At 45.9% G+C, this 26,955-nt stretch carries 26 protein-coding genes; 20 read left to right on the top strand and 6 right to left on the bottom strand.

Annotated elements, in window-relative coordinates:
* Positions 1–169 precede the first annotated feature (169 nt).
* Both EXW93_RS10765 and rnjA read left to right on the top strand, forming a co-directional pair.
* Positions 170–385, top strand: coding sequence for a DNA-dependent RNA polymerase subunit epsilon (locus EXW93_RS10765; RefSeq protein ID WP_023468855.1), 216 nt, complete (start codon positions 170–172; stop codon positions 383–385).
* Entirely contained in the window at positions 382–2,049 is a 1,668-nt protein-coding gene (rnjA, locus tag EXW93_RS10760; protein ID WP_035396693.1) for a ribonuclease J1, read from the top strand. The genes EXW93_RS10765 and rnjA overlap by 4 nt, the downstream gene beginning before the upstream one ends.
* Positions 2,050–2,094: 45 nt before the next feature.
* Here rnjA and def read toward each other — a convergent pair whose 3' ends face one another.
* A complete protein-coding gene (def, locus tag EXW93_RS10755; RefSeq protein WP_023468853.1) occupies positions 2,095–2,634 on the bottom strand; it encodes a peptide deformylase in 540 nt (179 codons plus the stop codon).
* Between the two features lie 377 nt (positions 2,635–3,011).
* Between def and pdhA the strand changes: the two genes are divergently transcribed.
* The 5 genes from pdhA (at position 3,012) to EXW93_RS10730 (ending at position 8,300) form a co-directional block, all read left to right on the top strand.
* Positions 3,012–4,094 (top strand): pyruvate dehydrogenase (acetyl-transferring) E1 component subunit alpha, encoded by a 1,083-nt coding sequence (pdhA, locus tag EXW93_RS10750; RefSeq protein ID WP_023468852.1) that lies wholly within the window; start codon positions 3,012–3,014, stop codon positions 4,092–4,094.
* Between the two features lie 3 nt (positions 4,095–4,097).
* Entirely contained in the window at positions 4,098–5,075 is a 978-nt protein-coding gene (locus EXW93_RS10745) for an alpha-ketoacid dehydrogenase subunit beta (RefSeq protein WP_023468851.1), read from the top strand.
* A 101-nt stretch (positions 5,076–5,176) separates the two neighbouring features.
* Positions 5,177–6,469: a dihydrolipoamide acetyltransferase family protein gene (locus EXW93_RS10740; RefSeq protein ID WP_023468850.1), complete on the top strand. Its 1,293-nt coding sequence runs from the start codon at positions 5,177–5,179 to the stop codon at positions 6,467–6,469.
* A gap of 3 nt (positions 6,470–6,472) precedes the next feature.
* Positions 6,473–7,885 (top strand): dihydrolipoyl dehydrogenase, encoded by a 1,413-nt coding sequence (lpdA, locus tag EXW93_RS10735; RefSeq protein ID WP_029342176.1) that lies wholly within the window; start codon positions 6,473–6,475, stop codon positions 7,883–7,885.
* Between the two features lie 109 nt (positions 7,886–7,994).
* The gene (locus EXW93_RS10730; RefSeq protein ID WP_023468848.1) at positions 7,995–8,300 is read left to right on the top strand and encodes an SAV0927 family protein; all 306 of its coding nucleotides are present in this window, start codon (positions 7,995–7,997) and stop codon (positions 8,298–8,300) included.
* Positions 8,301–8,356: 56 nt separating this feature from the next.
* On the opposite strand, the gene EXW93_RS10725 is transcribed toward EXW93_RS10730, so the two are convergent.
* Positions 8,357–9,844, bottom strand: a complete 1,488-nt coding sequence (locus tag EXW93_RS10725) for an aminotransferase class I/II-fold pyridoxal phosphate-dependent enzyme (RefSeq protein ID WP_035396697.1) — start codon at positions 9,842–9,844, stop codon at positions 8,357–8,359.
* Positions 9,845–9,976: 132 nt separating this feature from the next.
* Here EXW93_RS10725 and EXW93_RS10720 point away from each other — a divergent pair, with 132 nt between their 5' ends.
* The 3 genes from EXW93_RS10720 to EXW93_RS10710 all read left to right on the top strand — a co-directional run bounded on the left by EXW93_RS10720 (position 9,977) and on the right by EXW93_RS10710 (position 11,628).
* The gene (locus EXW93_RS10720; protein ID WP_023468846.1) at positions 9,977–10,249 is read left to right on the top strand and encodes a UPF0223 family protein; all 273 of its coding nucleotides are present in this window, start codon (positions 9,977–9,979) and stop codon (positions 10,247–10,249) included.
* A 282-nt stretch (positions 10,250–10,531) separates the two neighbouring features.
* A complete protein-coding gene (locus EXW93_RS10715; protein WP_023468845.1) occupies positions 10,532–10,720 on the top strand; it encodes a hypothetical protein in 189 nt (62 codons plus the stop codon).
* A 122-nt stretch (positions 10,721–10,842) separates the two neighbouring features.
* On the top strand, positions 10,843–11,628 hold the full coding sequence (locus EXW93_RS10710; protein WP_035396699.1) for an inositol monophosphatase family protein: 786 nt from the start codon (positions 10,843–10,845) through the stop codon (positions 11,626–11,628).
* A 41-nt stretch (positions 11,629–11,669) separates the two neighbouring features.
* Here the strand turns inward: EXW93_RS10710 and EXW93_RS10705 are convergent, their stop codons facing one another.
* Positions 11,670–11,840, bottom strand: a complete 171-nt coding sequence (locus EXW93_RS10705) for a DUF5325 family protein (RefSeq protein WP_158581850.1) — start codon at positions 11,838–11,840, stop codon at positions 11,670–11,672.
* Positions 11,841–12,025: 185 nt separating this feature from the next.
* Between EXW93_RS10705 and typA the strand changes: the two genes are divergently transcribed.
* The 3 genes from typA (at position 12,026) to EXW93_RS10690 (ending at position 15,472) form a co-directional block, all read left to right on the top strand.
* Complete coding sequence (gene typA, locus EXW93_RS10700; RefSeq protein ID WP_023468842.1) at positions 12,026–13,873, top strand: translational GTPase TypA; 1,848 nt, start codon at positions 12,026–12,028, stop codon at positions 13,871–13,873.
* A 26-nt stretch (positions 13,874–13,899) separates the two neighbouring features.
* A complete protein-coding gene (locus EXW93_RS10695; protein WP_023468841.1) occupies positions 13,900–14,253 on the top strand; it encodes a YlaH-like family protein in 354 nt (117 codons plus the stop codon).
* A 121-nt stretch (positions 14,254–14,374) separates the two neighbouring features.
* Positions 14,375–15,472: a PQQ-dependent sugar dehydrogenase gene (locus EXW93_RS10690; RefSeq protein WP_023468840.1), complete on the top strand. Its 1,098-nt coding sequence runs from the start codon at positions 14,375–14,377 to the stop codon at positions 15,470–15,472.
* A gap of 43 nt (positions 15,473–15,515) precedes the next feature.
* Here the strand turns inward: EXW93_RS10690 and EXW93_RS10685 are convergent, their stop codons facing one another.
* Positions 15,516–15,719: a YlaI family protein gene (locus tag EXW93_RS10685; RefSeq protein WP_023468839.1), complete on the bottom strand. Its 204-nt coding sequence runs from the start codon at positions 15,717–15,719 to the stop codon at positions 15,516–15,518.
* A gap of 117 nt (positions 15,720–15,836) precedes the next feature.
* Between EXW93_RS10685 and EXW93_RS10680 the strand changes: the two genes are divergently transcribed.
* Together EXW93_RS10680 and EXW93_RS10675 are read left to right on the top strand one after the other, a co-directional pair.
* Positions 15,837–16,289 carry a PNPOx family protein gene (locus EXW93_RS10680; RefSeq protein ID WP_023468838.1) on the top strand — a complete coding sequence of 151 codons (453 nt, stop codon included), beginning with the start codon at positions 15,837–15,839 and terminating at the stop codon, positions 16,287–16,289.
* 40 nt (positions 16,290–16,329) lie between these two features.
* Complete coding sequence (locus EXW93_RS10675) at positions 16,330–17,652, top strand: PhoH family protein (protein ID WP_174316448.1); 1,323 nt, start codon at positions 16,330–16,332, stop codon at positions 17,650–17,652.
* 39 nt (positions 17,653–17,691) lie between these two features.
* On the opposite strand, the gene EXW93_RS10670 is transcribed toward EXW93_RS10675, so the two are convergent.
* Positions 17,692–18,153: a hypothetical protein gene (locus EXW93_RS10670; protein ID WP_023468836.1), complete on the bottom strand. Its 462-nt coding sequence runs from the start codon at positions 18,151–18,153 to the stop codon at positions 17,692–17,694.
* A 123-nt stretch (positions 18,154–18,276) separates the two neighbouring features.
* Here EXW93_RS10670 and EXW93_RS10665 point away from each other — a divergent pair, with 123 nt between their 5' ends.
* From EXW93_RS10665 to EXW93_RS10650, 4 genes are all read left to right on the top strand, one after another.
* The gene (locus EXW93_RS10665) at positions 18,277–18,555 is read left to right on the top strand and encodes an Fpa/YlaN family protein (RefSeq protein WP_023468835.1); all 279 of its coding nucleotides are present in this window, start codon (positions 18,277–18,279) and stop codon (positions 18,553–18,555) included.
* Positions 18,556–18,625: 70 nt separating this feature from the next.
* On the top strand, positions 18,626–19,897 hold the full coding sequence (locus tag EXW93_RS10660; protein WP_035396702.1) for an FtsW/RodA/SpoVE family cell cycle protein: 1,272 nt from the start codon (positions 18,626–18,628) through the stop codon (positions 19,895–19,897).
* Complete coding sequence (locus tag EXW93_RS10655) at positions 19,890–23,324, top strand: pyruvate carboxylase (RefSeq protein WP_035396703.1); 3,435 nt, start codon at positions 19,890–19,892, stop codon at positions 23,322–23,324. The genes EXW93_RS10660 and EXW93_RS10655 overlap by 8 nt, the downstream gene beginning before the upstream one ends.
* A gap of 75 nt (positions 23,325–23,399) precedes the next feature.
* Positions 23,400–24,755, top strand: coding sequence for a cryptochrome/photolyase family protein (locus tag EXW93_RS10650; protein WP_023468832.1), 1,356 nt, complete (start codon positions 23,400–23,402; stop codon positions 24,753–24,755).
* A gap of 46 nt (positions 24,756–24,801) precedes the next feature.
* On the opposite strand, the gene EXW93_RS10645 is transcribed toward EXW93_RS10650, so the two are convergent.
* Positions 24,802–25,695, bottom strand: coding sequence for a COX15/CtaA family protein (locus EXW93_RS10645; protein WP_023468831.1), 894 nt, complete (start codon positions 25,693–25,695; stop codon positions 24,802–24,804).
* Positions 25,696–26,020: 325 nt separating this feature from the next.
* Between EXW93_RS10645 and cyoE the strand changes: the two genes are divergently transcribed.
* Complete coding sequence (cyoE, locus tag EXW93_RS10640) at positions 26,021–26,953, top strand: heme o synthase (RefSeq protein ID WP_174316447.1); 933 nt, start codon at positions 26,021–26,023, stop codon at positions 26,951–26,953.
* The last annotated feature ends 2 nt before the right edge of the window (positions 26,954–26,955 follow it).

Raw genomic sequence — 26,955 nt, 5'->3', positions numbered from 1 at the left:
TCACCTTCTCTTTTTAATTGGTCGAAATGACCTGTTCATGTGAAAGTATAGCATAACCAAAAGCGTGTTGCCGGAAGGGAACATGCCGAATAAGGATGAAAAATAGTCCGTGTATCGTGTATACTGTACTAAGGACAAAAAACAATGTACTGATAAGGAGTTGCTAGGCATGATTTTTAAAGTATTTTACCAACCGCTTCGTTCGGAAGCACCTGTTCGTGAACGGACAGAAACAATGTATGTAGAAGGGGAAAGCATTCGTGACGTGCGATCAACGATTGACCACCTCAAAGATATTAACATCGAGTTCATCCGCGAAGTCAGCGGAGAATTTTTGACATACGAACAACAACATCCTGATTTCAAGGTTGCGACGTTCGAATGAAGTTCGTCAAAAACCATCAGGCCGCCGTTTTCGCACTCGGTGGACTCGGGGAAATCGGGAAGAACACGTATGTCGTTCAATTCCAAGATGAGATCATCGTCATTGACGCGGGTGTCATGTTCCCAGAAGATGAATTACTCGGAATCGACTATGTGATTCCAGATTACACGTACTTGATCAAGAACAAGGATAAGGTCAAAGGCGTCTTCATCACACACGGTCATGAAGATCACATTGGCGGTCTGCCTTTCTTGCTTAAACAAGTGAACTTACCGATTTACGCTGGGAAGATTGCGATGGGTCTCATCAAGGTGAAGTTAGAAGAGCATGGTTTGCTTCGCAACGCGGAACTGCATGAGATTGATGAAGATTCGGTCATCAAGTTCCGGAAGACAAGCATCTCGTTCTTCCGTACGACACACTCGATTCCGAATTCGTTCGGTGTCGTCGTCAAAACACCACAAGGGAACATCGTGCATACAGGGGACTTCAAGTTCGATTTCACGCCAGTCGGAGAGCCAGCTGATCTAGCGAAAATGGCTGAACTCGGTAAAGAAGGCGTATTGTGTCTTCTATCGGACTCAACGAACGCAGAAGTGGAAGGGTTTACGATGAGTGAACGTGTCGTTGGGGAAACGATCTCAGACATCTTCCGTAAAGCGGAAGGGCGGATTATCTTCGCGACGTTTGCGTCGAACATCTATCGTCTGCAACAAGTCGTCAATGCTTCTGTAGAAGCAGGACGGAAAATCGTCGTCTTCGGACGTAGCATGGACAAGGTCATGATGATTGGTCAAGAACTTGATTTCATCAAAGCACCGAAGGGTACGATCATCGAGCCGAACGAGATGAAACGTTATAAATCAAATGAGTTGACGATCCTTTGTACGGGTTCACAAGGAGAACCGATGGCTGCACTTAGCCGTATCGCAAACGGAACACATCGTCAAATCTCGATCATTCCGGATGATCTCGTCATCTTCTCTTCGTCCCCAATCCCAGGAAACGTCGTTTCTGTCGGAAAGACGATCAATCAGCTGTACAAAGCTGGCGCAGATGTCATGTACGGTAAACTAAATGATATCCATACATCAGGTCACGGTAGTCAACAAGAGCAGTTACTCATGTTACGTCTATTAAATCCGAAATACTTCATGCCGATTCACGGGGAATACCGGATGCTGAAGAAGCATATGTCGCTTGCGATGGATGCTGGCGTACCGGAAGAGAACTGCTTCGTCATGGATAACGGTGAAGTACTGGCATTAGATGCGAATGCAGCCGCTATCACCGGGAAGATTCAAGCGAATGCCGTTTATGTCGATGGAAAAGGAATCGGAGACATCGGAAACATCGTTTTACGCGATCGCCGTATTCTCTCAGAAGAGGGACTCGTCGTCGTCGTCGTGACGCTTGACTCGAAGACGAATCGTCTCGTCTCTGGACCGGACATCATCTCGCGTGGTTTCGTCTACATGCGTGAGTCGGGTAATTTGATTAAAGATGCTGAACGTCTACTCAAGCGTTCACTTGATCAATCGCTTGCGAACCGTAATACGAAATGGACGGACATCAAACAAGTCATCAATGATACGCTCACACCGTATTTAACAGAAAAAACACAACGTCATCCGATGGTCATGCCGATCATCATGGAAGTCTGATTCAAAAAATCCTCGTCTCCGAAAACGGAAACGAGGATTTTTGTATTACGTGGCAGGACCGTATTCCTTGAACGGTTCTTTTTTATCAATCCGATCATAAAACATGACGCCATCTAGATGATCGTATTCATGCTGGCAGACGATTGCTTTCATCCCTTTTAAACGTAATTTTACAGGATTTCCGTTATGATCGATGCCAGTTAGGGTAATACGCATATAGCGCGGTACATGTCCTTCGACTTCACGGTCGACGGACAGACATCCTTCGCCGCCCGTTAAATAGGTCTGCTCGACGGAATGACTGATGATTTTTGGATTATAGATACCAAATTCCAGCAAATCATCACCATCTGGTAAGCGGATCGCGAACATGCGCTTGTTGACACCGATTTGTGGTGCTGCAAGTCCAATGCCGCTTCGTAAATCGTATTTCTTCGCAATTTCATCATCTTGACTGTTGGCGAGGAACTCGCGCATGAGTCGCATCGTTTCCTTATCCTCATCGCTGAGAGGGAAGGTCACTTCTACTGACCGTTCGTGAAGAGCAGGAACGTCTTCGCGTACGATTTCATTCATGGTGATCATGAACAACACTCCTTTCGTCTACAAAAAGTATAGCATAGGAAAGTGGGGAATGATGACAACTAACACAGTAGGAAAATATCGAATGATACAGAAGATGGAATATTCTAGTTTTGTGATTGAATTCACAATGTGAAACGCGAAAAAAATAAAACATTTCCTTTGATTTTAAGGTGTTACAGATTTATACTTGTAACGTAATGAACAAGACACTATAACGTGTCGATTCATGATAATACAGTTTACTCAACTGAATAGGTACACAGACACATGTTCAAAGGATAGTCACACGGGACTTCGTTTTTTGGACACTATTGTCATGTGGGCAAATCAGTCAGAGGAATATTTCGCTGAACGCAGTGAAAGGATGAGGTGAAAAGATGAACGTAAACATGTTTAAAAACGTGGAAGAAAACTTTGAAACGTTCCGCATTCTTGACGAGAAAGGTGAAGTCGTCAATAAAGACGCTATGCCAGACCTCTCGGATGAAGAGCTTACGGAATTAATGCGCCGTCTCGTATACACACGTATCTGGGACCAACGTGCAATCTCACTTAACCGTCAAGGACGCCTTGGTTTCTACGCTCCAGTAGCTGGACAAGAAGCGTCAATGATTGGTACGCAATTCGCTTTGGATAAAGATGACTGGATTCTTCCTGGATACCGTGATATTCCACAAATGGTCTTCCATGGCTTCCCACTTTACAAAGCATTCTTGTTCTCACGCGGTCACATCACAGGTGGTAAGATTCCTGAAGGTGTTAACGTCTTAATGCCACAAATCATCATCGGTGCGCAGATCGTTCAAGCGGCTGGTGTTGCTCTCGGTCTTAAGAAAAGCGGTAAAGAACAAGTCGCAATCACTTACACAGGTGATGGTGGTTCTTCACAAGGTGACTTCTATGAAGGTATGAACTTCGCTGGAGCTTTCAAAGCACCTGCAATCTTCGTCGTTCAAAACAACCGTTTCGCAATCTCGACACCTGTCGAAAAACAATCTATGGCGAAAACAATCGCTCAAAAAGCTGTCGCTGCTGGTATCAATGGTATCCAAGTCGACGGTATGGACGTTCTTGCTGTATACGCAGCTACGAAACAAGCGCGTGTTGAAGCACTCAACGGTGTTCCGACATTGATCGAAACATTGACTTACCGTTACGGACCACACACACTCGCTGGTGATGATCCAACACGTTACCGTACAAAAGACATGGATGATGAGTATCAAGCACAAGATCCACTCGTCCGTTTCCGTGCTTTCATGGAAGCAAAAGGTCTTTGGAACGAAGATAAAGAGAACGAAGTCATCGAGCAAGCTAAAGCTGACGTTAAGGAAGCACTTGCACAAGCTGACAAAGAACCAAAACAAAAAGTTACAGATTTCATCAACGTGATGGCTGAGAAGCTTCCACAAAACCTGCAAGAGCAGCTTGATGAGTATACAGCAAAGGAGTCGAAATAACCCATGGCACAAATGACGATGATCCAAGCGATCACTGACGCAATGCGCGTCGAGATGAAACGCGACGAACAAGTTCTCTTGTTCGGTGAAGACGTCGGTAAAAACGGTGGGGTATTCCGTGCGACAGAAGGTCTTCAAGATGAGCTCGGCGAAGACCGCGTCTTCGATACACCACTTGCAGAATCAGGTATTGGTGGTCTTGCTGTCGGATTCAGTCTGACAGGATTCCGTCCAATCATGGAAATCCAATTCTTCGGATTCGTATTCGAAGTATTCGATTCAGTCGCAGCACAACTTGCGCGTCTCCGTTACCGTTCAGGCGGCACATACAGTGCACCTGTTACAATCCGTTCACCATTCGGTGGCGGTGTTAAAACACCGGAACTTCACGCAGATAACCTCGAAGGACTCATGGCTCAGTCACCAGGACTTAAAGTTGTCATTCCTTCAACACCTTACGATGCAAAAGGTCTTTTGATCGCGTCAATCCGCGACAACGACCCAGTCGTATTCCTCGAGCACATGAAACTCTACCGTTCATTCCGCGGTGAAGTGCCAGAGGGCGATTACACGATCGAACTCGGAAAAGCTGATGTAAAACGTGAAGGTACAGATGTAACAATCGTCACTTACGGTGCGATGGTACACGCTTCACTTAAAGCAGCGGAAGAGCTCGAAAAAGAAAACATCAGCGTCGAAATCATCGACTTGATGACAATCAGCCCAATCGATATAGATACGATTCTTGCTTCTGTCAAGAAAACAAACCGTGTCGTCGTCGTTCAAGAAGCACAAAAACAAGCGGGTATCGCTGCAATGGTTGCAACTGAAATCCAAGAACGTGCAATCCTTGACCTCGAAGCGCCAATTCTTCGTGTTGCTGCTCCAGATACAATCTTCCCATTTGCACAAGGTGAAGACGTCTGGATCCCAGATCACAAAGATATCGTTGAGAAAGTCAAAACTGTCTACAATTTCTAAGAGCATTTCGGAAAATAAGGAGAGGGGTCCATTCTCTCCTTGCTTCCGTTTTTACAGATAACAATCGACTAGAAGAGTGAACTAAAAGGAGGCATATTCAAATGGGTTTATTTGAATTCAAATTGCCGGATATCGGTGAGGGTATTCATGAAGGTGAAATCGTAAAGTGGTTCGTAAAAGCGGGCGACACTGTCAAGGAAGACGACGTTCTTCTTGAAGTACAAAACGATAAAGCAGTCGTTGAAATCCCATCACCAGTTGATGGTACTGTTAAAGAAGTTAAAGTTGACGAAGGTGTCGTAGCTGTCGTTGGCGACGTCCTCATCACTTTCGAAGTCGAAGGCGAAGGTTCTGCTCCTTCTGAAGAAGCAGAGCAACCAAAAGCTGAAGACAACGCGAAAGACGTTCAAGATACGGATCAAAAAGTGGAAGACAAACCAAACGAGGTTCAAATCCATAAATCAGAACGCGTCATCGCGATGCCATCTGTCCGTAAATATGCACGTGAAAAAGGTGTCGACATCCGTGAAGTCCAAGGTTCTGGAGACAACGGTCGTGTCGTCAAAGAAGACATCGATGCATTCGCAAACGGTGGTCAAACTTCTGAAGCACCAGCAACAGAAGAAAAAGCACCAGCTGCAGCTGCTTCTGCACCAAAAACAGAAGTTAAGCCATACGTTGCTGCTCAACCTGAACTTGAAACACGCGAGAAAATCAAAGGAATCCGTAAAGCGATTTCGAAAGCAATGGTTAACTCGAAACATACAGCTCCACACGTAACACTCATGGACGAAGTCGATGTTACGAACCTCGTAGCACTCCGTAAAAACTTCAAAGAAGTTGCGGCTGCTCAAGGTACGAAATTGACTTACCTTCCGTTCGTCGTAAAAGCATTGACTGCTGCTGCTAAAAAATACCCAGCAATCAACGCATCAATCGACGATGTAAACGAAGAAATCGTCTACAAAAACTACTTCAACATCGGTATCGCTGCAGATACAGACAACGGTCTTGTCGTACCAGTCGTTAAAGATGCAGATCGTAAATCGATCTTCTCACTCGCTGACGACATCAACGACCTTGCTGGTAAAGCACGCGAAGGTAAACTTTCTGGCGAAGAGATGAAAGGCGGATCAATCACGATCACTAACATCGGTTCTGCTGGCGGTCAGTGGTTCACACCAGTCATCAACCACCCAGAAGTTGCAATCCTCGGTATCGGCCGTATCGCTGAAAAAGCAGTCGTTAAAAACGGCGAAATCGTTGCTGCACCAGTTCTTGCACTTTCATTCAGCTTCGACCACCGTCTCATCGATGGTGCAACTGCACAAAACGCGCTTAACTTAGTTAAACGCCTATTGAACGACCCACAACTTCTCATCATGGAGGGATAAGCAATGGTAGTAGGTGAATTCGCACAAGAAACAGATTTACTCGTAATCGGGGCTGGCCCTGGTGGTTACGTTGCTGCAATCCGCGGCGCGCAACTCGGTATGAAAGTAACAATCGTTGAACGTGAAAACGTCGGTGGTGTTTGCTTAAACGTTGGATGTATCCCATCAAAAGCCTTGATCACTGCAGGTCATAACTTCCAGCATGCTAAAGGTTCAAGCGATATGGGGATCACTTCTGAGAATGCAACTGTCGATTTCTCGAAAGTTCAATCTTGGAAACAATCTGTCGTCAACAAATTGACTGGCGGCGTTAGTGGTCTTCTTAAAGGGAACAAAGTCGAGACTGTCGTTGGGGAAGCTTACTTCCAATCAGAAGATACAGTCCGTATCATCAACGAAGATTCTTCGACTCCTTACAAATTCAAGAAATGTATCATCGCGACAGGTTCGACTCCAATCGAACTTCCAGCTTTCAAATGGTCAAAACGCGTTCTTTCTTCAACAGGCGCATTGAACCTTCCTGAAATCCCGAAAAAACTCATCGTCATCGGTGGTGGATATATCGGGATGGAGCTTGGTACAGCGTATGCGAACTTCGATACAGAAGTCGTCATTCTTGAAGGAACAAAAGACATCCTTTCTGGTTTCGAGCCTGCTATGACGCAAGTCGTTAAGAAAAAGCTCAAACAAAAAGGTAACATCACAATCCACAACGAAGCACTTGCTCAAAGTGTGGAAGAGTCGGAAGATGGCGTTAAAGTAACATTCGAAGTCAACGGTGAAGCACAAACAGTTGAAGCGGACTACGTCCTCGTCACTGTCGGTCGCCGTCCGAACACTGGTGATCTTGGTCTTGAAATGGCAGAAGTCAAAGTCAGCGACCGTGGTCTTGTCGAAATCGACGATCAGTGCCGTACTTCAAACGAAAACATCTACGCAATCGGTGATATCGTTCCAGGACCACCACTTGCACACAAAGCTTCATTCGAAGCTAAAATTGCTGCTGAAGCAGCTGCAGGACACCCTGCATACCTCGACTACAGCGCGATTCCAGCGGTCGTCTTCACAGACCCAGAACTCGCTACTGTCGGTTACACGGAAGCACAAGCGAAAGAAGAAGGACTCGACTACATCGCGTCTAAATTCCCTTACGCTGCGAATGGTCGTGCACTTGCACTCAACGAGCCAGACGGCTTCTTGAAAATGATCACTCGTAAATCAGATGGTCTCTTGATCGGCGCGCAAATCGCTGGTACAGGCGCATCTGATATGATCGCTGAAATGGGACTCGCAATCGAGTCTGGTATGACAGCTGAAGATATCGCACTCACAATCCACGCGCACCCATCACTCGGTGAAATCGCAATGGAAACTGCTGAAGTTGCAATCGGTAGCCCAATCCACATCATTAAATAATTTCGAAACACCTCATACACGGGGAGCCGACCGTGTATGAGGTGTTTTTTGTTTGGTCTTGATACAAAAAAGGAAAAGAAAAAGTAAAAATCGGAGAGGGTGGACGCACATGGAATCCGTGACTACCTTAGAGGAGCTGTATTACGTATCGGAAATGGATAAGGTTCGTTTTGTCGGCTGGACGACTGCACTCGCCCGCTATGATTTTGCTGTCGTCTGTACGGGACAATTCTTCGGGAAAGTACTTGTCGTCAGTTTAACCGGTGGTCAGTCAGCGTTACTCGATCAACAGGATGTGTTGAATGGAGATGTCTTAATTCGTACATTTGCGATTGAACGAGAGGATGTCGAAGTAATCGGTGAAGCACTCGCAGCATTCATTCCTTGTTCACCAAACGATGAGTACGCAGAATGAAATGACAAAAAAAGCAGTAATCCTCATTAACTAAGGATTACTGCTTTATCTTGTCTTCACCGAATCGCATTCGATTGTTGAATGACTTTGATCGTCTCAAGCGAATGATCTTCAAGACCTTGAACCGGAAGACCGGCTTCGATGTTTTCTTTAATATAGGCAAGGTTGTCTGCCGTGATCATTTCGCCTGGGATGAAGATAGGAATACCAGGTGGATATACCATCATGAATTCAGCCGAAATCCGCCCAACCGCATCGATCAACGGAATCGTCTCTGTCTCTTCATAGAATGCATCACGAGGACTGAGAGCGAGCGCTGGGATGTCTGGAAGAACAATCGAATGATCAGTCGTCTCGGCGGCATTATTTTGATAACGTGCGACAAGTAATGACATCGCATGTAAAAAGGCATCAATCGTCTCTTCTGAGTCGCCAGACGTGATGATGACGAGAATGTTGTTCAAATCAGAAAGTTCAACTTCGATCCGGTGTTCTTCACGTAAGAACTCTTCGACGAGGTGACCAGAAATGCCAAGCCCTTTGACGGAAACAAGCACTTTCGTTGGATCAAAGGCGAACGTCGCACTCGAATGAAGATCGGATTCACCGAAAACAGCGAGATAAGGAAGCTTCGCTAATCCAAAGCGCATCCGTGTCGCAAGTTCAAGTGCCCGACGATTCATCGCTTCACCGTTGATCGCAAGATGACGCCGAGCGCAGTCAAGAGAAGCGAGCAACAGGTAAGATGTCGATGTCGTCGTCAACATCGAGAGCACTGCTTGAACTTTATCTGGAGAGACAAGTCCGCGACGAACGTTCAGGACAGAGCTTCCTGTAAGTGAGCCACCGAGTTTATGCACGCTGGTTGCGGCAAGATCAGCTCCTGCTTGCATCGCAGACAACGGCATATCTTCGTGGAAGGCGATATGGACGCCGTGTGCTTCGTCGACGAGTACCGGAATACCTTTACTATGGGAAAGCTTGACGATGCTTTCTAAGTCACCAGCAACGCCGAAATAGGTCGGGTTGATGACGAGTACTGCTTTTGTATCGGGATGAAGTGCAAGGGCACGTTCTACCGCGCTTGGTGTGATGCCGTGCGCGATTCCGAATGTCTCATCGAATTCAGGGTGAATGAAAATCGGATGCGCACCAGAAAGAACGATAGCTGACATCACCGATTTATGCACGTTCCGAGGAACGAGAATTTTATCATCAGGTCCGACGACACTCATGATCATCGCCATGATGGCCGTTGAAGTTCCTTGTACGGAAAAGAACGTTTCGTCGGCGTGGAAGGCTTGAGCTGCCAATTGATGAGCTTCCTTAATGATTGCCTTTGGATGATGGAGATCATCAAGGGGAGCGATATTGATTAAATCGATATCGAGCGCATTCTGACCGATGAACGATCGAAAGGCTGGATCCATTCCCTGACCATTTTTATGACCGGGAATATGAAATTGAATTGGTTGACGTTTCGCATGCGCGAGTAGCGCATCGAATAAAGGTGTATCGAGCTGTGTTAAGCTTTTTGTTTGCACCAGATTTCCCCCCTTAAAACCGAATAAAAATACAATCAAACAAGCTAACTATAACAAGTTTTCGGACGGTTGCAACTGTTTTATGCTTCTTTTCCGTGTAAAATAGAAAAGTGCAGAAAGGAAGTGGGAATGATGGCATTGAATTATCCGCTCAATTCCGATTGGTCGACTGAAGAAATCGTGAAAGTCATCGACTTCTTTAATTTAGTCGAGCAAGCGTATGAGACAGGTGTTGAACGACAACGGTTGCTCGAAGCGTATCGTGAATTCAAGCAAATCGTCACCTCGAAATCCGAGGAAAAACAGTGGGATCAGTTTTATATGGAAGAGACCGGTTGCTCGAGTTATCGGACGATGCAACAAGCAAAACGTCAGGAAGAACCGATTGTTCGTATGAAGAAATAATTGGATCATGAAGATAAGACTCCTATGCGATCGCGTAGGAGTCTTATCTTTTAATCCGACTGGAAATGTGCGGGAAATGATCAACATTTGTTTAAAGTGGAAAGGAAGCGGCTATATACTACATACAAGACGTTGGCCTTACAAATATGTGAAACTGTATTTTTTAAAATTAGATGCTTTACATCTAAGTTGAATCGTACTATTATAGATTCAATCCACTAATAAGTCGCAATTGTCTGACAAATTAAACCTCTGTTTATCCCGCGAAGGAGTGTGGTTACTGTGAAACAAGTGATAGAAGCATACAAGAGAAAAGATGCAGAAAAACGCATTCCTGTATTGCGTCTCGAAATCGATTATGAGCTTGCTACATTACACGATGCGATGGTGGCAAGTGACGCAGAAGCTGTTGGCGCAAGTAAAGAGCGCCTCGAAAAATATCGTCAAGAGATGGTACGTCTTGAAGCTTGATTTCAACGTTCCAATCTCTACCTTATAATAAAATATCAACTCTTCAACCAGCGAACTGTTCGCTGGTTTTTTTTTTGTTACTATAGAAGAAGCTGGAAACAACGATGAAGGAGTGAACTCAAATGCAGATTGAGTTGGATGCGATAGATTTGATCAAACGAGCGGGAAAGTACATTCGCGAAAAAATTGATGGTTCGTATCACGTCGAACAAAAAACCGGAAAAAGCGATTTAGTGACAGAGATTGATCAAGCCGTCGAGGATTTATTGATTCAAGGTATTTTAGATCGCTATCCGAATCATCATATTTATGGGGAAGAAGGGCGAATCGCTCGACCTGATACACTCGAAGGCACGATCTGGTTCGTTGATCCGATTGATGGAACGATGAACTTTATCCGTCAAAAACGAATGTTTGCCATCTCGATCGCGATTATGGTGGATGGTGAGTTACGCTATGGATTCGTCTACGATGTCATGGCGGACGAGTTGTTCCATGTCATCAAAGGGCATGGTGCTTATCAAAACGGCATACGATTACCACAAATCGAGGAGCGGAGTGTTAAAGAAGCAATCATCTGTATGAACGCGACCTGGGTGACACCAAATCGTCGAATCAATACGGATCGTCTTGCACCACTCGTACGACACGCGGTAGGTGTACGAGCAATCGGTGCAGCATCACTCGAACTCGCATGGACAGCTGCAGGGCGTGTTGACGGGTATATCACAATGCGTAATATGCCTTGGGATTACGCAGCCGGTCAGTTGTTGATTGAAGAGGTCGGTGGGCGTGTCGGAACGATCACAGGTGAATCGATGTCATTTCTCGAACAAACGAGTGTGCTAGCAGGGAGCCAGACGTTCGTTGAAGATGTGTTGACATTCGTACAAACACAAGAGGATTGAAAAAAGGTTTCTTTCGTCTTGAACGAAAGGAACCTTTTTGCTCATGCTTGTTTTCGTAAACGTGCTTTTAAGACGAACCCAGCACCCATCGTAACAATCATCAAGATGACAGAGGCGATCGTCATCGGGACGTTTTGTTCCGCGATGAAGATGCCGATGGCTGCCATGGATCCTACGGCAAGCATGGCGAGTAATAAAAATAGCAGGCGCATGTTCTTTTCCCCCTCTACCCGTGAGTACGTTAACAGTGTAGCGTGAATGAAGGATAATGAAAAGGCTTTCGGACTGATGTCGAATCTTAGTCATTGCCAATTAGGACTCTACCTGTGCTATACTCTTAAAGTTGACCGAAAGTATGATAAGATTTATTTAAATGAATAGAAAGAGGTACACACCTATGACAACATTAGTACGAAATGATTTACGCAACGTTGCGATCATCGCCCACGTTGACCATGGTAAAACAACATTAGTCGATGAGCTTTTAAAACAGTCTGGTACGTTCCGTACGAACGAACAAGTCGAAGAACGCGCAATGGACTCAAATGACATCGAGCGGGAACGTGGAATCACGATTCTTGCGAAAAACACTGCAATTGATTACAAGAACACACGCATCAACATCGTTGATACGCCAGGACACGCCGATTTCGGTGGAGAAGTTGAGCGGATCATGCGTATGGTTGATGGCGTTATCCTCGTTGTCGATGCACGTGAAGGCTGTATGCCACAAACACGTTTCGTTTTGAAAAAAGCACTCGAGCAAGGACTTCAACCAATCGTCGTCGTCAACAAAATTGACAAACCGATGGTCCGTCCTCTTGAAGTCGTCGACGAAGTCGTTGATCTCTTGATCGACCTCGGAGCTGACGAAGATCAACTCGAATTCCCAGTCGTTTATGCATCGGCAGTCAACGGCTCAAGTTCATTTGAACCTGAATTAGAGAAACAAGAAGATACAATCACAAACGTTCTTGATTTAATTCTTGAGCACACACCAGCGCCTGTCGATAACACAATGGAGCCGCTTCAGTTCCAAGTGACGATGCTTGACTATGATAACTACCTCGGACGGATCGGTGTCGGTCGTGTCTTCCGTGGAGAAATCAAAGTTGGTGATAGCGTTTCGCTTTCAAAACTTGATGGTTCAACGAAGAACTTCCGTGTTACGAAGTTGTTCGGTTACTTCGGCCTAAAACGTGTCGAAATCGAAACAGCAAAAGCTGGAGATTTGATTGCGATCGCTGGTATGGAAGATATCAACGTCGGTGAGACGGTTTGCCCGACTTCACACGTTGATCCACTCCCATTATTACGTATCGATGAGCCAACGCTTCAAATGACATTCATCGTCAACAACTCGCCATTCGCTGGTCGTGAAGGGGATCTCGTTACTTCACGTAAAATCGAAGAGCGTCTTGAAAAAGAACTCGAAACAGACGTTTCACTTCGCATCGAAAACACAGACTCACCGGACCGCTGGATCGTTTCTGGTCGTGGGGAACTTCACCTCGGGATCTTGATCGAAAACATGCGCCGTGAAGGATACGAAATTCAAGTATCGAAACCGCAAGTAATCATCAAAGAAGAAGAAGGCGTCAAAGTCGAGCCATTCGAACGCGTCGTCATCGATACACCAGAAGAGTACACAGGTTCTGTCATGGAATCGATCGGTCTCCGCAAAGGTGAATTGACGAACATGCAAACAATGGACAACGGTCAAACAAAAATGGAATTCATCGTTCCTTCACGTGGTTTGATCGGTTACCGTAACGAATTCCTTTCTGCTACACGCGGATACGGAATCATGAACCACACATTCGAAGAATACCGTCCGTTCATCCAAGCGGATATTGGTGGACGTCGTAGTGGAGTTATGGTCTCGATCGAAACAGGTAAAGCAACTGCTTACGCGATCTCAGCTCTTGAAGACCGCGGAACGATCTTCATCGAGCCTGGTATTGAAGTATACGAAGGTATGATCATCGGCGAATGTAACCGTGATGTCGATCTCGCTGTCAACGTCGTTAAAGCAAAACAATTAACGAACATGCGTGCATCTGCAAAAGATTCAACGAACGTTCTTAAACGTCCACGTGTCTTCTCACTTGAAGAGTCGTTGACATTCTTGAACGAAGATGAGTACTGTGAAATCACACCACAATCGGTTCGTCTCCGTAAACAAGTCTTGAATAAGAACGAACGTGAAAAGCAAGAAAAACGTCGTCGTCTAGGTAAAGATTAAGTCTTGAACGAATAGGGGGACTGGCAATGAATGCACAAGCTGCCGTTGCTTCTGATTTCTCGAAATACGATATTCCGTTCATCGCGAAACTTCTCGGTATCGGAAGTGATCCGAATAACATCGAAGCGGGATTTTATCCTTTAATGATCACTGTCGTCATCTTGACACTTGTCGTCTTTAAGTTAGGATTTGCTAAGGAACTAGCATGGTGGAAATCACTGATCGTCTATCTCTTGCTCGCCGTCTTCTCGGCAGCATTGACGCTTGTCTTCTGGACATGGCCGATTCCTGAAGTACTCTTAGCGATGGTCTTCGTACTTGGTATTTATCGCTTCCGGATGTGGATGGTCAAGCGTGAACGTGAACGGACAGCTTCTTGACGGAAGCATGTCATGAATCAAAAGAACGAATCTCTTCGGAGGTTCGTTCTTTTTTTGAGCCAATTCAGATGCATGATTTAAAGCGTAGCGGGAACTAGAATACTAAAAGGGGGAGAAAACATTGAAGATCAAGTATGTCATATCACCCCTCCTGTTAGCGGGTATTCTGATGGGTTGTACACAAACGTCAGAAGAATCGTCAACAGAGGAAACGAATCAGACGACACAAGAAAACAATCAACAGGATTCAGGTGATCAAGAAGCGACGCAATCATCTCAAGCACAAGAAGGTGTCGTATTTAAAGAACTAAACGCTCCGTGGAATATTGTCCGAGAAGGAGAGGTATTTTACATCACGGAACGAGAAGGAACGATTGTCAAAGGAGAAAAAGATGATTATGAACGGATGCGCCTTCAGCTGAAAGAGGATGTCCTCGCTGAAGGAGAAGGTGGATTGCTTGGGATGGTACTTGATCCTGATTTTAAGGACAATCAGACAGCATACGTCTACCATACGTACGCCAAACAAGGACAAGCGACGAATCGCGTCATTGCGATAAAAGAAGAGGGTGATCAGTGGACGGAAGAACGTGTCTTACTCGATGATATTCCCGGAGCGACGATTCATAACGGGGGACGACTGGAGTGGGGACCTGAGGGCGCACTCTACGTCACAGCAGGAGACGCAGCAAATCCCGAACTAGCGCAAGACATTGATTCATTGGCAGGAAAGATTTTACGCATCACATCTGAAGGGAAACCGTTCGAGGGGAATCAAAAAGGATATGTCTACAGTCTCGGTCATCGGAATCCACAAGGACTTGTTTTCGTCGATGATCAACTGTATGCAAGTGAACATGGGCAAAGTGGGCATGATGAAATCAACCGAATCGAGCAAAAGAATTATGGATGGCCGACGATTGAAGGGAAAGAACAAGCAGATGGACTGGTGACGCCGTGGTACGAAGTAGGAGAACAATCTGTAGCACCAAGTGGAGTTGCAACGGCAGAGAATATACTTTATTTTGCAACACTTGTCGGACAACGATTACAAACCATCGATCTAGAGACGAAGCAAGTCAAGACAATCGTCGAAAATCAAGGTCGGATTCGAGATGTCTGGATTGACGAGACATCGATTTACTATATTACAAATAATACGGACGGAAGAGGGAATCCATCGGCAGATGATGATCGACTCGTTCGTATCAATCGATGAACAATAAAAGGTCTGTCAGGGAATTTCCCCGCAGACCTTTTGTTTACCAGTGTTTTCGTTTCGTTTCCCAAGTCGGGTATAGATGGAATTGCCCAGAAGCGTGGCGTTCAAGTGTCCGTTCTTCTATGCGTGATCGACATTCATCACAAATGTGGACACGAACAGGTTTATTGCGTAATCGCTTCGCCGTGAAGGACCAATCATCAATCGTTTCACGCTTATCGCAAATCGTACATTTCACTCGCATGCCAGGTCCTCCCTTTTTTTCTTAGTATATCATATTAGAAGATTATTCAGATGTAAAAAAGGGAAACGAGAAGTATATCTCGAAATATCATCACTAAGTCGTAGAGGGGGTGATGTCATGGCAAATAAAGTTGAACAACAGCTCAACTCAGATCAACTAGAAGCACTATCGCAATTACCACTTGTTTTTTTGATTACGCATGATCAATCCAAACATTGGCCCATCACACACGCAATCAGTTGGGTACATGCGACGGATTCGCAAACGGTTCGTTTTACAATCGAAGCAGATTCTCATCTCGTTAAAACATTACGAGAACATCCGGTCTTCACATTGATCTTTTTTGCAGATCAATCGACGTACAGCTTAACGTGTACGGACGTCAAGGCGTTTACGCCGCAAGAAGACCTTCCGTTGCCACTCGCTTTTTATGAGGGACGCGTTGAGGAGGTACGTGACATCTTGTTTTACGGAGCAGCGGTCACACAACGACCAACTATCGAAAAAACATACGATGAACAGGCAGCTGAACGGTTGGATCAACTCGTTCATCGCATCCTAAAAGCGTAACATTCATCACAAACTCGACTCTAAAGGGGCGAACGATGGAATGAAAAAAATATACGTACTTGATACTAATGTCATGCTTCACGATCCACTTTCTCTTTTCCAATTCCAGGAGCACGACGTCGTCATACCAGCGATCGTATTAGAAGAACTAGATGGAAAAAAACGCAACATGGATGAGGTTGGACGTAATGCACGAGAAACAGCTCGCATTTTAGACCAATTACGAGAAACGGGTCAGCTTCATGCGGGAGTGCCACTCGGAAATGGCGGTATTCTTCGCGTCGATATTGGGGACTCCATTCATGAAGGTTCGCCGTTTACGCATGAATCGAACGATAATAAGATCATTGAACTGGCGTGGTCGATTCATCAGGAACAACAAACCGAAGCGACCCCACGAGATGTCATTCTCGTCTCAAAAGATATCTTAGTCCGCGTCAAAGCGGATGCGTATGCGTATGGATTAGTCGCTGAAGATTATATGACAGATCATATCGCTGATTTGACCGGTCTTTATACAGGATTCATCGAAGTGACCGTCGATCAGGAATATATTGATGCCTTCTATCAGGACAAACGGCTTTCGGTGGATGTCTTGCCAGAAAAAGTGCAACCGAATGAGTTCGTCATCTTAAAAAGTAACATGTCGAAAGCTTCAGCCATCGCCGTCGTTGATCAGAACCTGCCAATCATTCGGGCACTTTCGATCGATGTCGATCAAGTCTGGGGCGTCATTCCACGAAACGTCCAACAACGGATGGCATTTGAGTTATTATTACGTGACGATGTACCACTTGTGACACTCGTTGGTAAGGCAGGTACCGGAAAAACGTTACTTGCACTCGCTGCTGGTCTCCTGCAAGTGGAAGACGAGCATAAATATAAAAAACTGGTCGTTGCTCGTCCGGTCGTACCGATGGGAAACGATATCGGCTACTTGCCGGGTGAAATGGAAGAGAAGCTTCGTCCGTGGATGCAACCCATCTACGATAACCTTGAACACCTTTTCAATACGGGATCGGGAGACGAACTAGGTAACATTCTCGCCGGAATGAAGACGATTCAACTGGAAGCTTTAACGTATATCCGGGGACGCAGTATGCCGGGACAATTCATCATCATCGATGAAGCGCAGAATTTGACGAAACATGAAGTCAAGACGATTTTGACACGTGTCGGTGAAAACTCGAAAATCGTGTTAGTCGGGGATCCACAACAGATTGATCATCCGTATCTAGATGAGTATTCCAATGGTTTATCCTACGCCGTAGAACGACTTAAAAATGAGAAGATGACGGGACACGTCAAACTCGTCAAAGGGGAGCGCTCGAACTTGGCGCGCCTCGCAGCCGATTTACTATGAAAAAACGTGGTGCGTCTATTCAGGCGCACCACGTTTTCCTTATATGACGGTAACCGTATGAACGGATTTGACGATCCGTTGTCCGTGTAACAGATGAACGGGTCCATCTGCTAATACTTTGCCGTCTTGTGAGAACTGCAGATACACTTCGTCGAGTTGCTCAAGTGGAAGTTCAACCGTTTCTTCGCCTTCAAAACGAATGGCAATCGCATCTGGTAAAAGTTCGGCATTCCGGATGAACGGTGCAAGCGCCATGGCGAATGACCCTTGAAGCGCGGCTTCTTTTTCAGCACGTGTCATCGGACGATTGTGATCCGTACGACTGCCTTCCATGATGCCTTTATCCCACGCAGCCCCCATTTTCGCGTAGTACGCTTCTTGTTCACTTGTGTCGGCTGGTTGACCGATTTTCTCGATTTCCACCTTTCGTTCATCAAAGATCCAGACTGTCGGATCAATCGTCAACTGATGCCGTACTTTACCGTTAATCGGAAAAATCATTTGTTCTACCCCCTAAATGTGTAAGTCCAACAAATCCATTATACCGAAACGTTGAATTGTTGGCGAAAGTAAGGTAAAGTTTAGCTATAACAGGAACGCGTCATTTGATGAGGAGGGATTGGATTGTCAACTGAAATCGAGACAGTTCATCGCCAGCGCGCTCTTGAGCTACTAGAAGCGGATGCACAAAAAATCCGCCGGTTGATCGAGGTCCAGCTTGCGAATTTAACGATGCCACAATGTCCTCTTTACGAGGAAGTATTGGATACACAAATGTTCGGATTATCCCGTCAGATTGATTTTGCGGTACGTCTTGAACTGATTGATGCGGGTGAGGGGAAACAATTACTCGAATCACTTGAACAGCAATTATCTGATTTACATGATGCGGAGACGTGCTGATTTTCTACTCAAACGTGAAATGCGGCGTTTGGGTATTTTTTTTTAGAAAATGAAAAAAGGACGTGTACATATGTTAGCGAAGTTTAAAGAAAAACGAGCATTTTTTGACTATGGTCTCTTCTTTACGATGCTCATCCTCATGGCGATCAGTACGGTCATGGTCTATAGTGCGAGCGTGTGGAACGGTGGGGATTATGCGAATACGTCCTTCTTTGAGAAGCAGTTGATGTTTGATGCGATGGCGATCGCCTTGTTCCTTTTCGTTTCGCAAGTAAATCATGAGGTGTTCCGTGGACCGGTTATTCGCTTACTCTTGTACGCGATTACATGGTTGATGTTGATGGCAACGTTGTTTTCGGCTCCACTCAATGGTGCTCGTGCATGGCTGAACTTCGGTATCTTCTTGATTCAACCGATCGAGCTCTGTAAATTCGTCCTCGTCGTCGGACTTGCGAGTTATTTTGATCAAAAGCACAAAGGGAAGATGGACGGCGTGATTGGGATCGTCCACCACTTCATCCATCGTCAAATCAAAGCGACGTCTCCAGGCCGAAGAATTTTACTTAGTTTCTCGGACTGGATTTTGATTCCGATGGTTGTGTTACTGGCACCATACGCAATCATCATTCGCATGCAACCGGATGACGGCGGATTGTTCATTCTGTTGCTCATCACGGCGATGATTTTATTCGCAGTTGGATTACCGAGTGGTTACATCATGTTATGTGTCGTCACCGTACCAATCATCTTCATGTATGCCTGGAACAACTTTTCGGATAATCAGATGCAACGGATTCAGGCAAGTTTGAATCCCTTCCTTGACGCAGAAGGTAAGGGATATCAGCTCATCAACTCCGTCATATCGATTGCACACGGGGGATTATTCGGAGTAGGTCTCGGGAATAGCTTTCAGAAGTATGGTTATTTGCCTGAACCTGAAACTGACTACATCATGTCGATCATCTCGGAGGAACTTGGATTCGTCGGTGTCCTCGTCGTGCTTGGTCTACTGTTCTACTTGATGATTCAAGGGGCGATTATCGCTAACCGGTGTGTTTCTATTTATTCGAGTATGCTTGCGCTTGGGATTTCAGGTATTATCTTCATTCAGACATGTATCAATATCGCGGCGATGTCTGGTCTCTTTCCAGGAACCGGCGTCACCTTGCCATTCATCAGTTACGGTGGGTCATCGTTACTCGTCATGAGTACGATGCTTGGTGTAATGGCGAACATTTCCATGCAAAACAAATATCGAGTGGCTTATCAGAAAGAAGTGCGGACTGCACGTTCGATGAGTGCCACAAGCTCATTAACTAAAGGGGGAGCATCAGTTGACTAAAATCCAGAAGATTCTCGTAGCAAACCGCGGGGAGATCGCGATTCGCGTTTTCCGTGCAGCGACAGAACTCGGTATTCGTACCGTTGCCATTTATTCGCGAGAGGATATGGGTTCTCTTCATCGCTATAAAGCCGATGAAGCGTACCGGATCGGAGAAGGGAAAAAACCGATCGAAGCCTATCTCGATATTGAAGATATCATTGCAACAGCGAAAAAAGCCGAATGTGATGCAATCCATCCTGGTTATGGATTCCTCTCTGAGAATATTGAGCTAGCCAAACGTTGTCGTGAAGAAGGAATCATCTTCATCGGACCGCAAGAAGAGCATCTGTATAAGTTCGGGGATAAAGTACGGGCACGAACGACAGCGATTGAGGCCGGTCTTCCTGTCATTCCAGGAACGGATGGTCCGATCTCATCCATTGATGAAGCATATGCGTTCGCAAAAGAAGCAGGCTATCCACTCATGGTCAAAGCATCGCTTGGCGGTGGTGGACGCGGTATGCGTGTCGTCCGGACAGAAGAAGAGCTCCCAGACATGATCGAACGTGCGAAATCTGAAGCCTTAAAAGCGTTTGGTTCGGATGAGATTTACGTCGAAAAATTAATTGAACGACCAAAACATATCGAAGTTCAAATCATCGGTGACGCCCATGGGAACATCATTCATTTGTTTGAACGTGATTGTTCCGTACAGCGTCGTCACCAAAAAGTCGTCGAAGTGGCGCCGTGTGTGACGCTATCAGACGAAGGTCGACAAAAGATTTGTGACGCAGCCGTCACTTTGATGAAACATGTCGGATACGAAAATGCGGGTACGGTCGAATTTCTCGTGACACAAGATGAATCGTTCTACTTCATCGAGGTCAACCCACGTGTCCAAGTCGAGCACACGATTACGGAGATGATCACAGGCGTTGATATCGTCCAGACACAAATCCGTGTTGCTGAAGGCGAATCGTTACATAGCGACCTCGTTGGTATTCCGCAACAAGAAGACATTAAGATGCTTGGTTTTGCGATCCAAAGCCGAATCACGTCAGAAGATCCGGAAAACGGCTTCTTGCCGGATACAGGGAAAATTAAAGCCTATCGTTCACCAGGTGGTTTTGGTGTACGTCTCGATGGTGGAAATGCTTATGTTGGAGCGGAAATCTCACCATATTATGACTCGCTGCTTGTTAAAATCTCGACGCATGGTTTGACATACGACCAAGCCGTCGCGAAGATGCGTCGAAATTTAAGTGAATTCCGAATCCGAGGGATCAAGACAAATATTCCATTCTTGAGCAACGTCTTGAAGCACCATGCGTTCGTCAGCGGGGATTACAACACATCATTCATTGATGATACACAAGAATTATTCATTTTCCCGAAACGTCAAGACCGGGGAACGAAACTTTTGACGTACATCGGAGAGGTTTCCGTCAATGGATTCCCGGGAATCGGAAAATTGGACAAGCCGCTTGCGCGTGACGTCCGGATTCCGAAAAATCTCCCGACAGACTATACACCAGGTGCAAAAGCGATTCTCGATGCAGAAGGTCCAGAAGCCGTCGCAAAATGGTTGGCAGCTCAGGAAAACGTTTTGTTGACAGATACGACATTCCGTGACGCCCATCAGTCGCTCCTTGCGACGCGGATGCGGACGAAGGATCTCGTTGCAATCGCCGAAGCGGAAGCGAAACTTCTACCTGAATTGTTCTCTGTCGAAGCATGGGGAGGCGCGACATTTGATGTTGCCTACCGATTCTTATCGGAGGATCCATGGGTTCGTCTGATGAAATTACGTGAAAAGATGCCAAATGTCCTTATTCAAATGTTGCTTCGTGGTGCGAACGGCGTTGGTTACAAAAACTATCCGGACAATGTCATTCACACGTTCGTTAAGGAAGCGGCGCAGGCAGGAGTCGACGTTTTCCGAATCTTCGATAGCTTGAACAACCCGGAGTCAATCCAACTTGCGATCGATGCGGTCTTGCCGACAGGTAAAATCGCGGAAGCAGCTGTCTGTTACACAGGGGATCTATTCGATGCGAATCGACCGAAATATCACCTGCCGTATTACGTCAATCTGGCGAAACAACTGGAAGAAAGCGGCGCTCATATCATTGCCATCAAGGATATGGCGGGTCTCTTGAAACCGGAAGCAGCCTATGCGCTCGTATCAGCACTTAAAGATGCGGTATCGCTACCGATCCATCTCCACACACACGATGCGAGTGGGAACGGGATTTATACGTATGCGCGTGCGATCGATGCAGGTGTCGACGTCGTAGACGTCGCCGCATCAAGCATGTCGGGACTGACGAGTCAGCCAGCGGGTGGTAGCTTGATTCATGCCTTAAGTGGTCATCCACGTCAACCGCTCGTATCAGCACAGAAGTTTGAACAGATTTCGGATTATTGGCAGGACGTGCGTCATCTGTATCAAGCATTCGAACTCGATATGATCGCACCGAATCCAACGGTCTACGACCATGAGATGCCGGGTGGACAGTATTCGAACTTACAGCAACAAGCAAAAGCGGTTGGACTTGCGGATCGTTGGTCTGAAGTCAAAGAGATGTATGCGCGTGTCAATATGCTGTTTGGCGATATCGTCAAAGTCACACCATCGTCAAAAGTCGTTGGAGACATGGCACTCTTCATGGTTCAACATCATCTGACAGAAGAGGATGTCTTGCACCGTGCAAGTGGACTTGATTTCCCGGATTCAGTCGTCGAACTGATGAAAGGGGAGCTCGGAACACCACCAGATGGTTTCCCGCAAGACGTTCAACAGGCTATTCTCAAGGGAGCTGCTCCGCTGACAGAACGTCCAGGTAAGATGATGGAACCACTCAATTTTGATGCGATCAAACATGAATTGTTCGAAAAACTTGAACGTCCCGTTACAGAATTTGATGCACTCGCTTACGCGCTCTATCCAAAAGTCTTCATGGACTACAGTTCGTATGTCGCGCGATATGGCGATATCTCTGTTCTTGATACGAATACGTTCTTCCATGGAATGCGTCTAGGGGAGACGATCGAGGTTGAAATCGAACGAGGCAAGACACTCTACCTTAAGTTGATTCAAATCGGTCAGCCAGACGATCATGGTATGCGGACGATCTATTATGAGATGAACGGTGTTCCTCGTGAAGTCGAAGTCAAAGACATCAGTATTAAGGAAAGTTCATCAAGTCGTCCAAAAGCAGATCGAAGCAATGCGAAACAAATCGGTGCATCAATGCCGGGGAGCGTGCTGAAGGTGCTCGTCGAGACGGGTACACGTGTCCGTAAAGGAGAGCAACTCCTCGTCACGGAAGCGATGAAGATGGAAACGACGATCCAAGCACCGGAAGACGGTGAAATCAAAGCCGTCCACGTCAAGGAAGGCGAAGCCATCGCGAGTCAAGACTTACTGATTGAATTCGTATAAGGTCACAAGGAAAAACAGGCGCACGCTCGGCGGGCTGCCTGTTTTTCATTCAATACGTAGTGGGAGAGGATACGATTGAACATTATTTGTTGGGTACGAAGTGATTTTCGATTACAAGATAACCACATGTTGGCACGTGCTGTTGAATTACTAAATGAAAATCCGAAGGCGGCGGTCGAGTTCGTCTTTTGGCTCAATCCGGATTACATCGGAGAATATGAAGCACGGCAACAATATTTCTTCCAAGCGCTCGAGATGTTTTCTGATGCCTGCAAAGAGAAAGAGATGCCAATCCGTTTCATCGAAGGCGATGAACAGGCTTTCTTAGACGCAACTGGTGATGCGGACGTTTTGTTATTTAATGCGGAATATGTCGAACCATTTAAGACGCGAGATGAAAAAATCATTAAAAAGCGTAAAGATCGTCAGACGGAGCGACTACTAGACCGGCATCTTCTTCATCCACATGACATTAAAAAGCAAGATGGAAAGTTCTATAAAGTATTCACGCCATATAAGAATGCATTCATGAAAAAAGACATTCCTGCACCATACGAAGTCAAATGGCAAACGCTGCGGGATCATTATCAAAAGCGTCAGCACGATAATAGTTTCATCAACGCTTATTTTAAAAAGGCAGAGTCGGAAGCTGTCTTCTATCCAGGTGAAAAGCAGGCGAAACAACGCTTGAAGAAATTCATCGAACAATCGCTTGAAGATTACGAAGAGAACCGTGATTTTCCTGCTGTCGACGGTACGAGTTTACTTTCTCGCTATTTACGGACTGGAGAAATCAGCATTCGGACCGTCTATGCGGCTGTTCAGGAGGCAAAAGAATCAAAAGGGAAACAGACCTTCATCACCGAACTCATCTGGCGTGAATTCTATTACATGATTTTAATGCATTTCCCGGAATCAAAACGACAAGCCGTCAATACGCAATATCGGGAAATCGAATGGGAGAAAGATGAAGAGGGCTTCAAGGCGTGGTGTGAAGGCAAGACGGGCTATCCGATCGTTGATGCAGCGATGCGGCAATTGAATCAAACAGGGTGGATGCATAATCGTCTACGGATGATCGTCGCTTCTTTCCTGACAAAAGACTTGTTGGTCGATTGGCAGAAAGGCGAACGATATTTCCAGCAGAAACTCGTTGATTACGAAGCGGCATCAAACATCGGGGGTTGGCAATGGGCAGCATCAGTCGGAACGGATGCCGTCCCGTACTTCCGCGTCTTCAATCCGACGACTCAATCGAAGAAGTTCGATAAGGATGGAGCGTTCATTCGAAAGTATGTAACGGAAATCAAGGATTTATCAAAGCAGTATATTCATGAACCGACTGCTGAGCAACGCAAGGATTATGGCTATCCAGAACCAATCGTCGCACATGACGAAGCGCGAAAGCGTGCGATTGCTCGATTCAAATAATGAAAAAAGGATGTCCCTCAAGTGAGGAACATCCTTTTTTATGACCTTATTGAAGACGACTATTTGCCTTACGCGTTCGGAATGCATGGTACGTCAAGTAAGATAAGACCCCGAAGTAACATGTGATCAAGAAGGCGTGGAGTAACGGCACATACGTTGCATGTCCACCAAGAACGATCCAAGCCCCAGTGGCGACTTGGCACGAGATGAAGAACGTCGCGAACGCCATACCAATCGTTGTCGTCCGATGCTTTAAGCGAATCGCAACGACATGGACGAATAAGGTGAACAGGAACAGTAATCCTGCCATGATTCGGTGAATCATCTGCACCCACGCTTCGAACGTCATGGACGGTTGAGAACAGACAGGCCAACCAACGCAAGCATATGTAGCGCCGACGTGGCGTACGTAAGCACCCGTATAAACGACGATCAGCGTATAGATGAGTAGACCGTACAAGAGCTTCCGTAAGAATGCTGGGACAGATTCCCTGAATTCCTGACCCGGACGCTCCATGATCAACAGTGTCAAAATCAATAGCGAAGCAAAGGAAATCAAAGAGATTCCGAAATGTAACGCCATGACGAGGTCTGATTGTTGCCAAACGACTGCTCCAGCACCGACGATCGATTGAATCAACATGAAGATGAAAGCAAGAAACGCAAAGATCTTCGTGTCTAATCGATCCTTGAAGGCAACGAGCGTCCAGAGACATAAGGCAATGATTAAGAGTCCAACGACTCCAGTCACAGCGCGGTGACTATATTCAATCATCGTTTCAACACTTGGGTTCGTCGGAATGAGTTCCCCGTGACAGAGTGGCCAATCCGTTCCGCAACCATCTCCCGAATCCGTTTTTGTGACTGTCCCACCCATCAGTAAGACGATCATCATCGTAAACGTGACGAAGGCTGAAAACATCGAAAGTTTTCGATTCAAGATTTGGACACCACCTTTCTAAAAAAATACGAAATACATGGATTTCCATAGGTCTAGTATCGCATAAAAAGTACTGAAAGGGTTGCAATCTTTTAGAACAACGCTATTCTAGTATTAGGTAAATATGGTGAACTGTGATGAAAATCACATAGATTTCACATTTTGTTCATTATGTCGAAAGTATTTTCATACGTCACGGTCCTCGATATGTGGTATCTTTTATAGAGAAAAGGGCGTTTCGTGGCATGTCTGTGTTATTTCTGTGAAGAAATTACGTGAAGCCTAGGTGCTAAACGGAAGCAGACGGTGAAAAGGAGGGAACAGCATGGCGAAAGTTACTGGAGAGGCACTGGATATGGCAATCGAGCAAGCAGATCAGCCTACATTCAAGGACTATATTACCCTAGCAAAAATGGGGATTGTTCGTGCCAATCTGATTACGGTCTTCGCGGGGTATGTCGTAGCAGCATCGTACATAACGGATGATGTCCTGTTGTACTTGTGGCAAACCAAGTGGATGTTACTGTGGACGCTTCTCGGGAGTGGGTTGGTCATTGCCGGAAGTTGCTACCTCAATAACTACGTTGACCGGGACATCGATTACAAGATGGAACGGACGATGGGAAGACCAAGCGTTACTGGGAAGATGGATGGACAGCGGATACTCGCACTAGGACTCGGTATTCTTGCGACCGGTACGGTATTGTTGTTGATCGTCAACCATGTGGCGGCAGTGTTCGGATTGATCGGATCATTCGTTTACGTCGTGATTTATACGATGTGGTTAAAGCGGACGCACACGATCAATACAGTCGTAGGTGGTATATCAGGAGCTGTGCCACCAATCATTGGATTTGCGGCAGTCACTCCGACGCTTCACATTGATGCGTGGATTTTATTCCTCATCATGTTCGTGTGGCAACCACCACATTTCCTTGCACTCGCGATGCGACGGACAGAGGAGTATCGGGCAGCAGGTATCCCGATGTTACCTGTCGTAAACGGATTCGCGATCACGAAACGACAAATTGTATGGTGGATTGCAGTACTCATTCCATCATCACTCCTCTTAGCACACTATGGCATCATCTACATGATCGTCATGGCATTGCTCGGTGGATATTGGCTCTATATGGGACTGAAAGGTCTGAAGATCCAAGATGAACAAGCCGAAATCAAATGGGCGTCGAAGATGTTCTTCTTCTCACTGTTTTATTTCACGGCTTGGATCGTGACGGTCGTACTCGTTTCTCTCTAAAA

Origin of the sequence: Exiguobacterium sp. JMULE1, from assembly GCF_013337175.1 — a bacterium.
Taxonomy (GTDB): domain Bacteria; phylum Bacillota; class Bacilli; order Exiguobacteriales; family Exiguobacteriaceae; genus Exiguobacterium_A; species Exiguobacterium_A indicum.
Note: the sequence above shows the minus strand (reverse complement) of the source record. Positions and strands in the feature narration are given on the sequence as shown.

Coding starts and splice junctions, on each gene's coding strand:
- EXW93_RS10765 (WP_023468855.1), top strand. CDS start 170: ATGATTTTTAAAGTATTTTACCAACCGCTTCGTTCGGAAGCACCTGTT.
- rnjA (WP_035396693.1), top strand. CDS start 382: ATGAAGTTCGTCAAAAACCATCAGGCCGCCGTTTTCGCACTCGGTGGA.
- def (WP_023468853.1), bottom strand. CDS start 2,634: ATGATCACCATGAATGAAATCGTACGCGAAGACGTTCCTGCTCTTCAC.
- pdhA (WP_023468852.1), top strand. CDS start 3,012: ATGAACGTAAACATGTTTAAAAACGTGGAAGAAAACTTTGAAACGTTC.
- EXW93_RS10745 (WP_023468851.1), top strand. CDS start 4,098: ATGGCACAAATGACGATGATCCAAGCGATCACTGACGCAATGCGCGTC.
- EXW93_RS10740 (WP_023468850.1), top strand. CDS start 5,177: ATGGGTTTATTTGAATTCAAATTGCCGGATATCGGTGAGGGTATTCAT.
- lpdA (WP_029342176.1), top strand. CDS start 6,473: ATGGTAGTAGGTGAATTCGCACAAGAAACAGATTTACTCGTAATCGGG.
- EXW93_RS10730 (WP_023468848.1), top strand. CDS start 7,995: ATGGAATCCGTGACTACCTTAGAGGAGCTGTATTACGTATCGGAAATG.
- EXW93_RS10720 (WP_023468846.1), top strand. CDS start 9,977: ATGGCATTGAATTATCCGCTCAATTCCGATTGGTCGACTGAAGAAATC.
- EXW93_RS10710 (WP_035396699.1), top strand. CDS start 10,843: ATGCAGATTGAGTTGGATGCGATAGATTTGATCAAACGAGCGGGAAAG.
- EXW93_RS10705 (WP_158581850.1), bottom strand. CDS start 11,840: ATGCGCCTGCTATTTTTATTACTCGCCATGCTTGCCGTAGGATCCATG.
- typA (WP_023468842.1), top strand. CDS start 12,026: ATGACAACATTAGTACGAAATGATTTACGCAACGTTGCGATCATCGCC.
- EXW93_RS10695 (WP_023468841.1), top strand. CDS start 13,900: ATGAATGCACAAGCTGCCGTTGCTTCTGATTTCTCGAAATACGATATT.
- EXW93_RS10685 (WP_023468839.1), bottom strand. CDS start 15,719: ATGCGAGTGAAATGTACGATTTGCGATAAGCGTGAAACGATTGATGAT.
- EXW93_RS10680 (WP_023468838.1), top strand. CDS start 15,837: ATGGCAAATAAAGTTGAACAACAGCTCAACTCAGATCAACTAGAAGCA.
- EXW93_RS10675 (WP_174316448.1), top strand. CDS start 16,330: ATGAAAAAAATATACGTACTTGATACTAATGTCATGCTTCACGATCCA.
- EXW93_RS10670 (WP_023468836.1), bottom strand. CDS start 18,153: ATGATTTTTCCGATTAACGGTAAAGTACGGCATCAGTTGACGATTGAT.
- EXW93_RS10660 (WP_035396702.1), top strand. CDS start 18,626: ATGTTAGCGAAGTTTAAAGAAAAACGAGCATTTTTTGACTATGGTCTC.
- cyoE (WP_174316447.1), top strand. CDS start 26,021: ATGGCGAAAGTTACTGGAGAGGCACTGGATATGGCAATCGAGCAAGCA.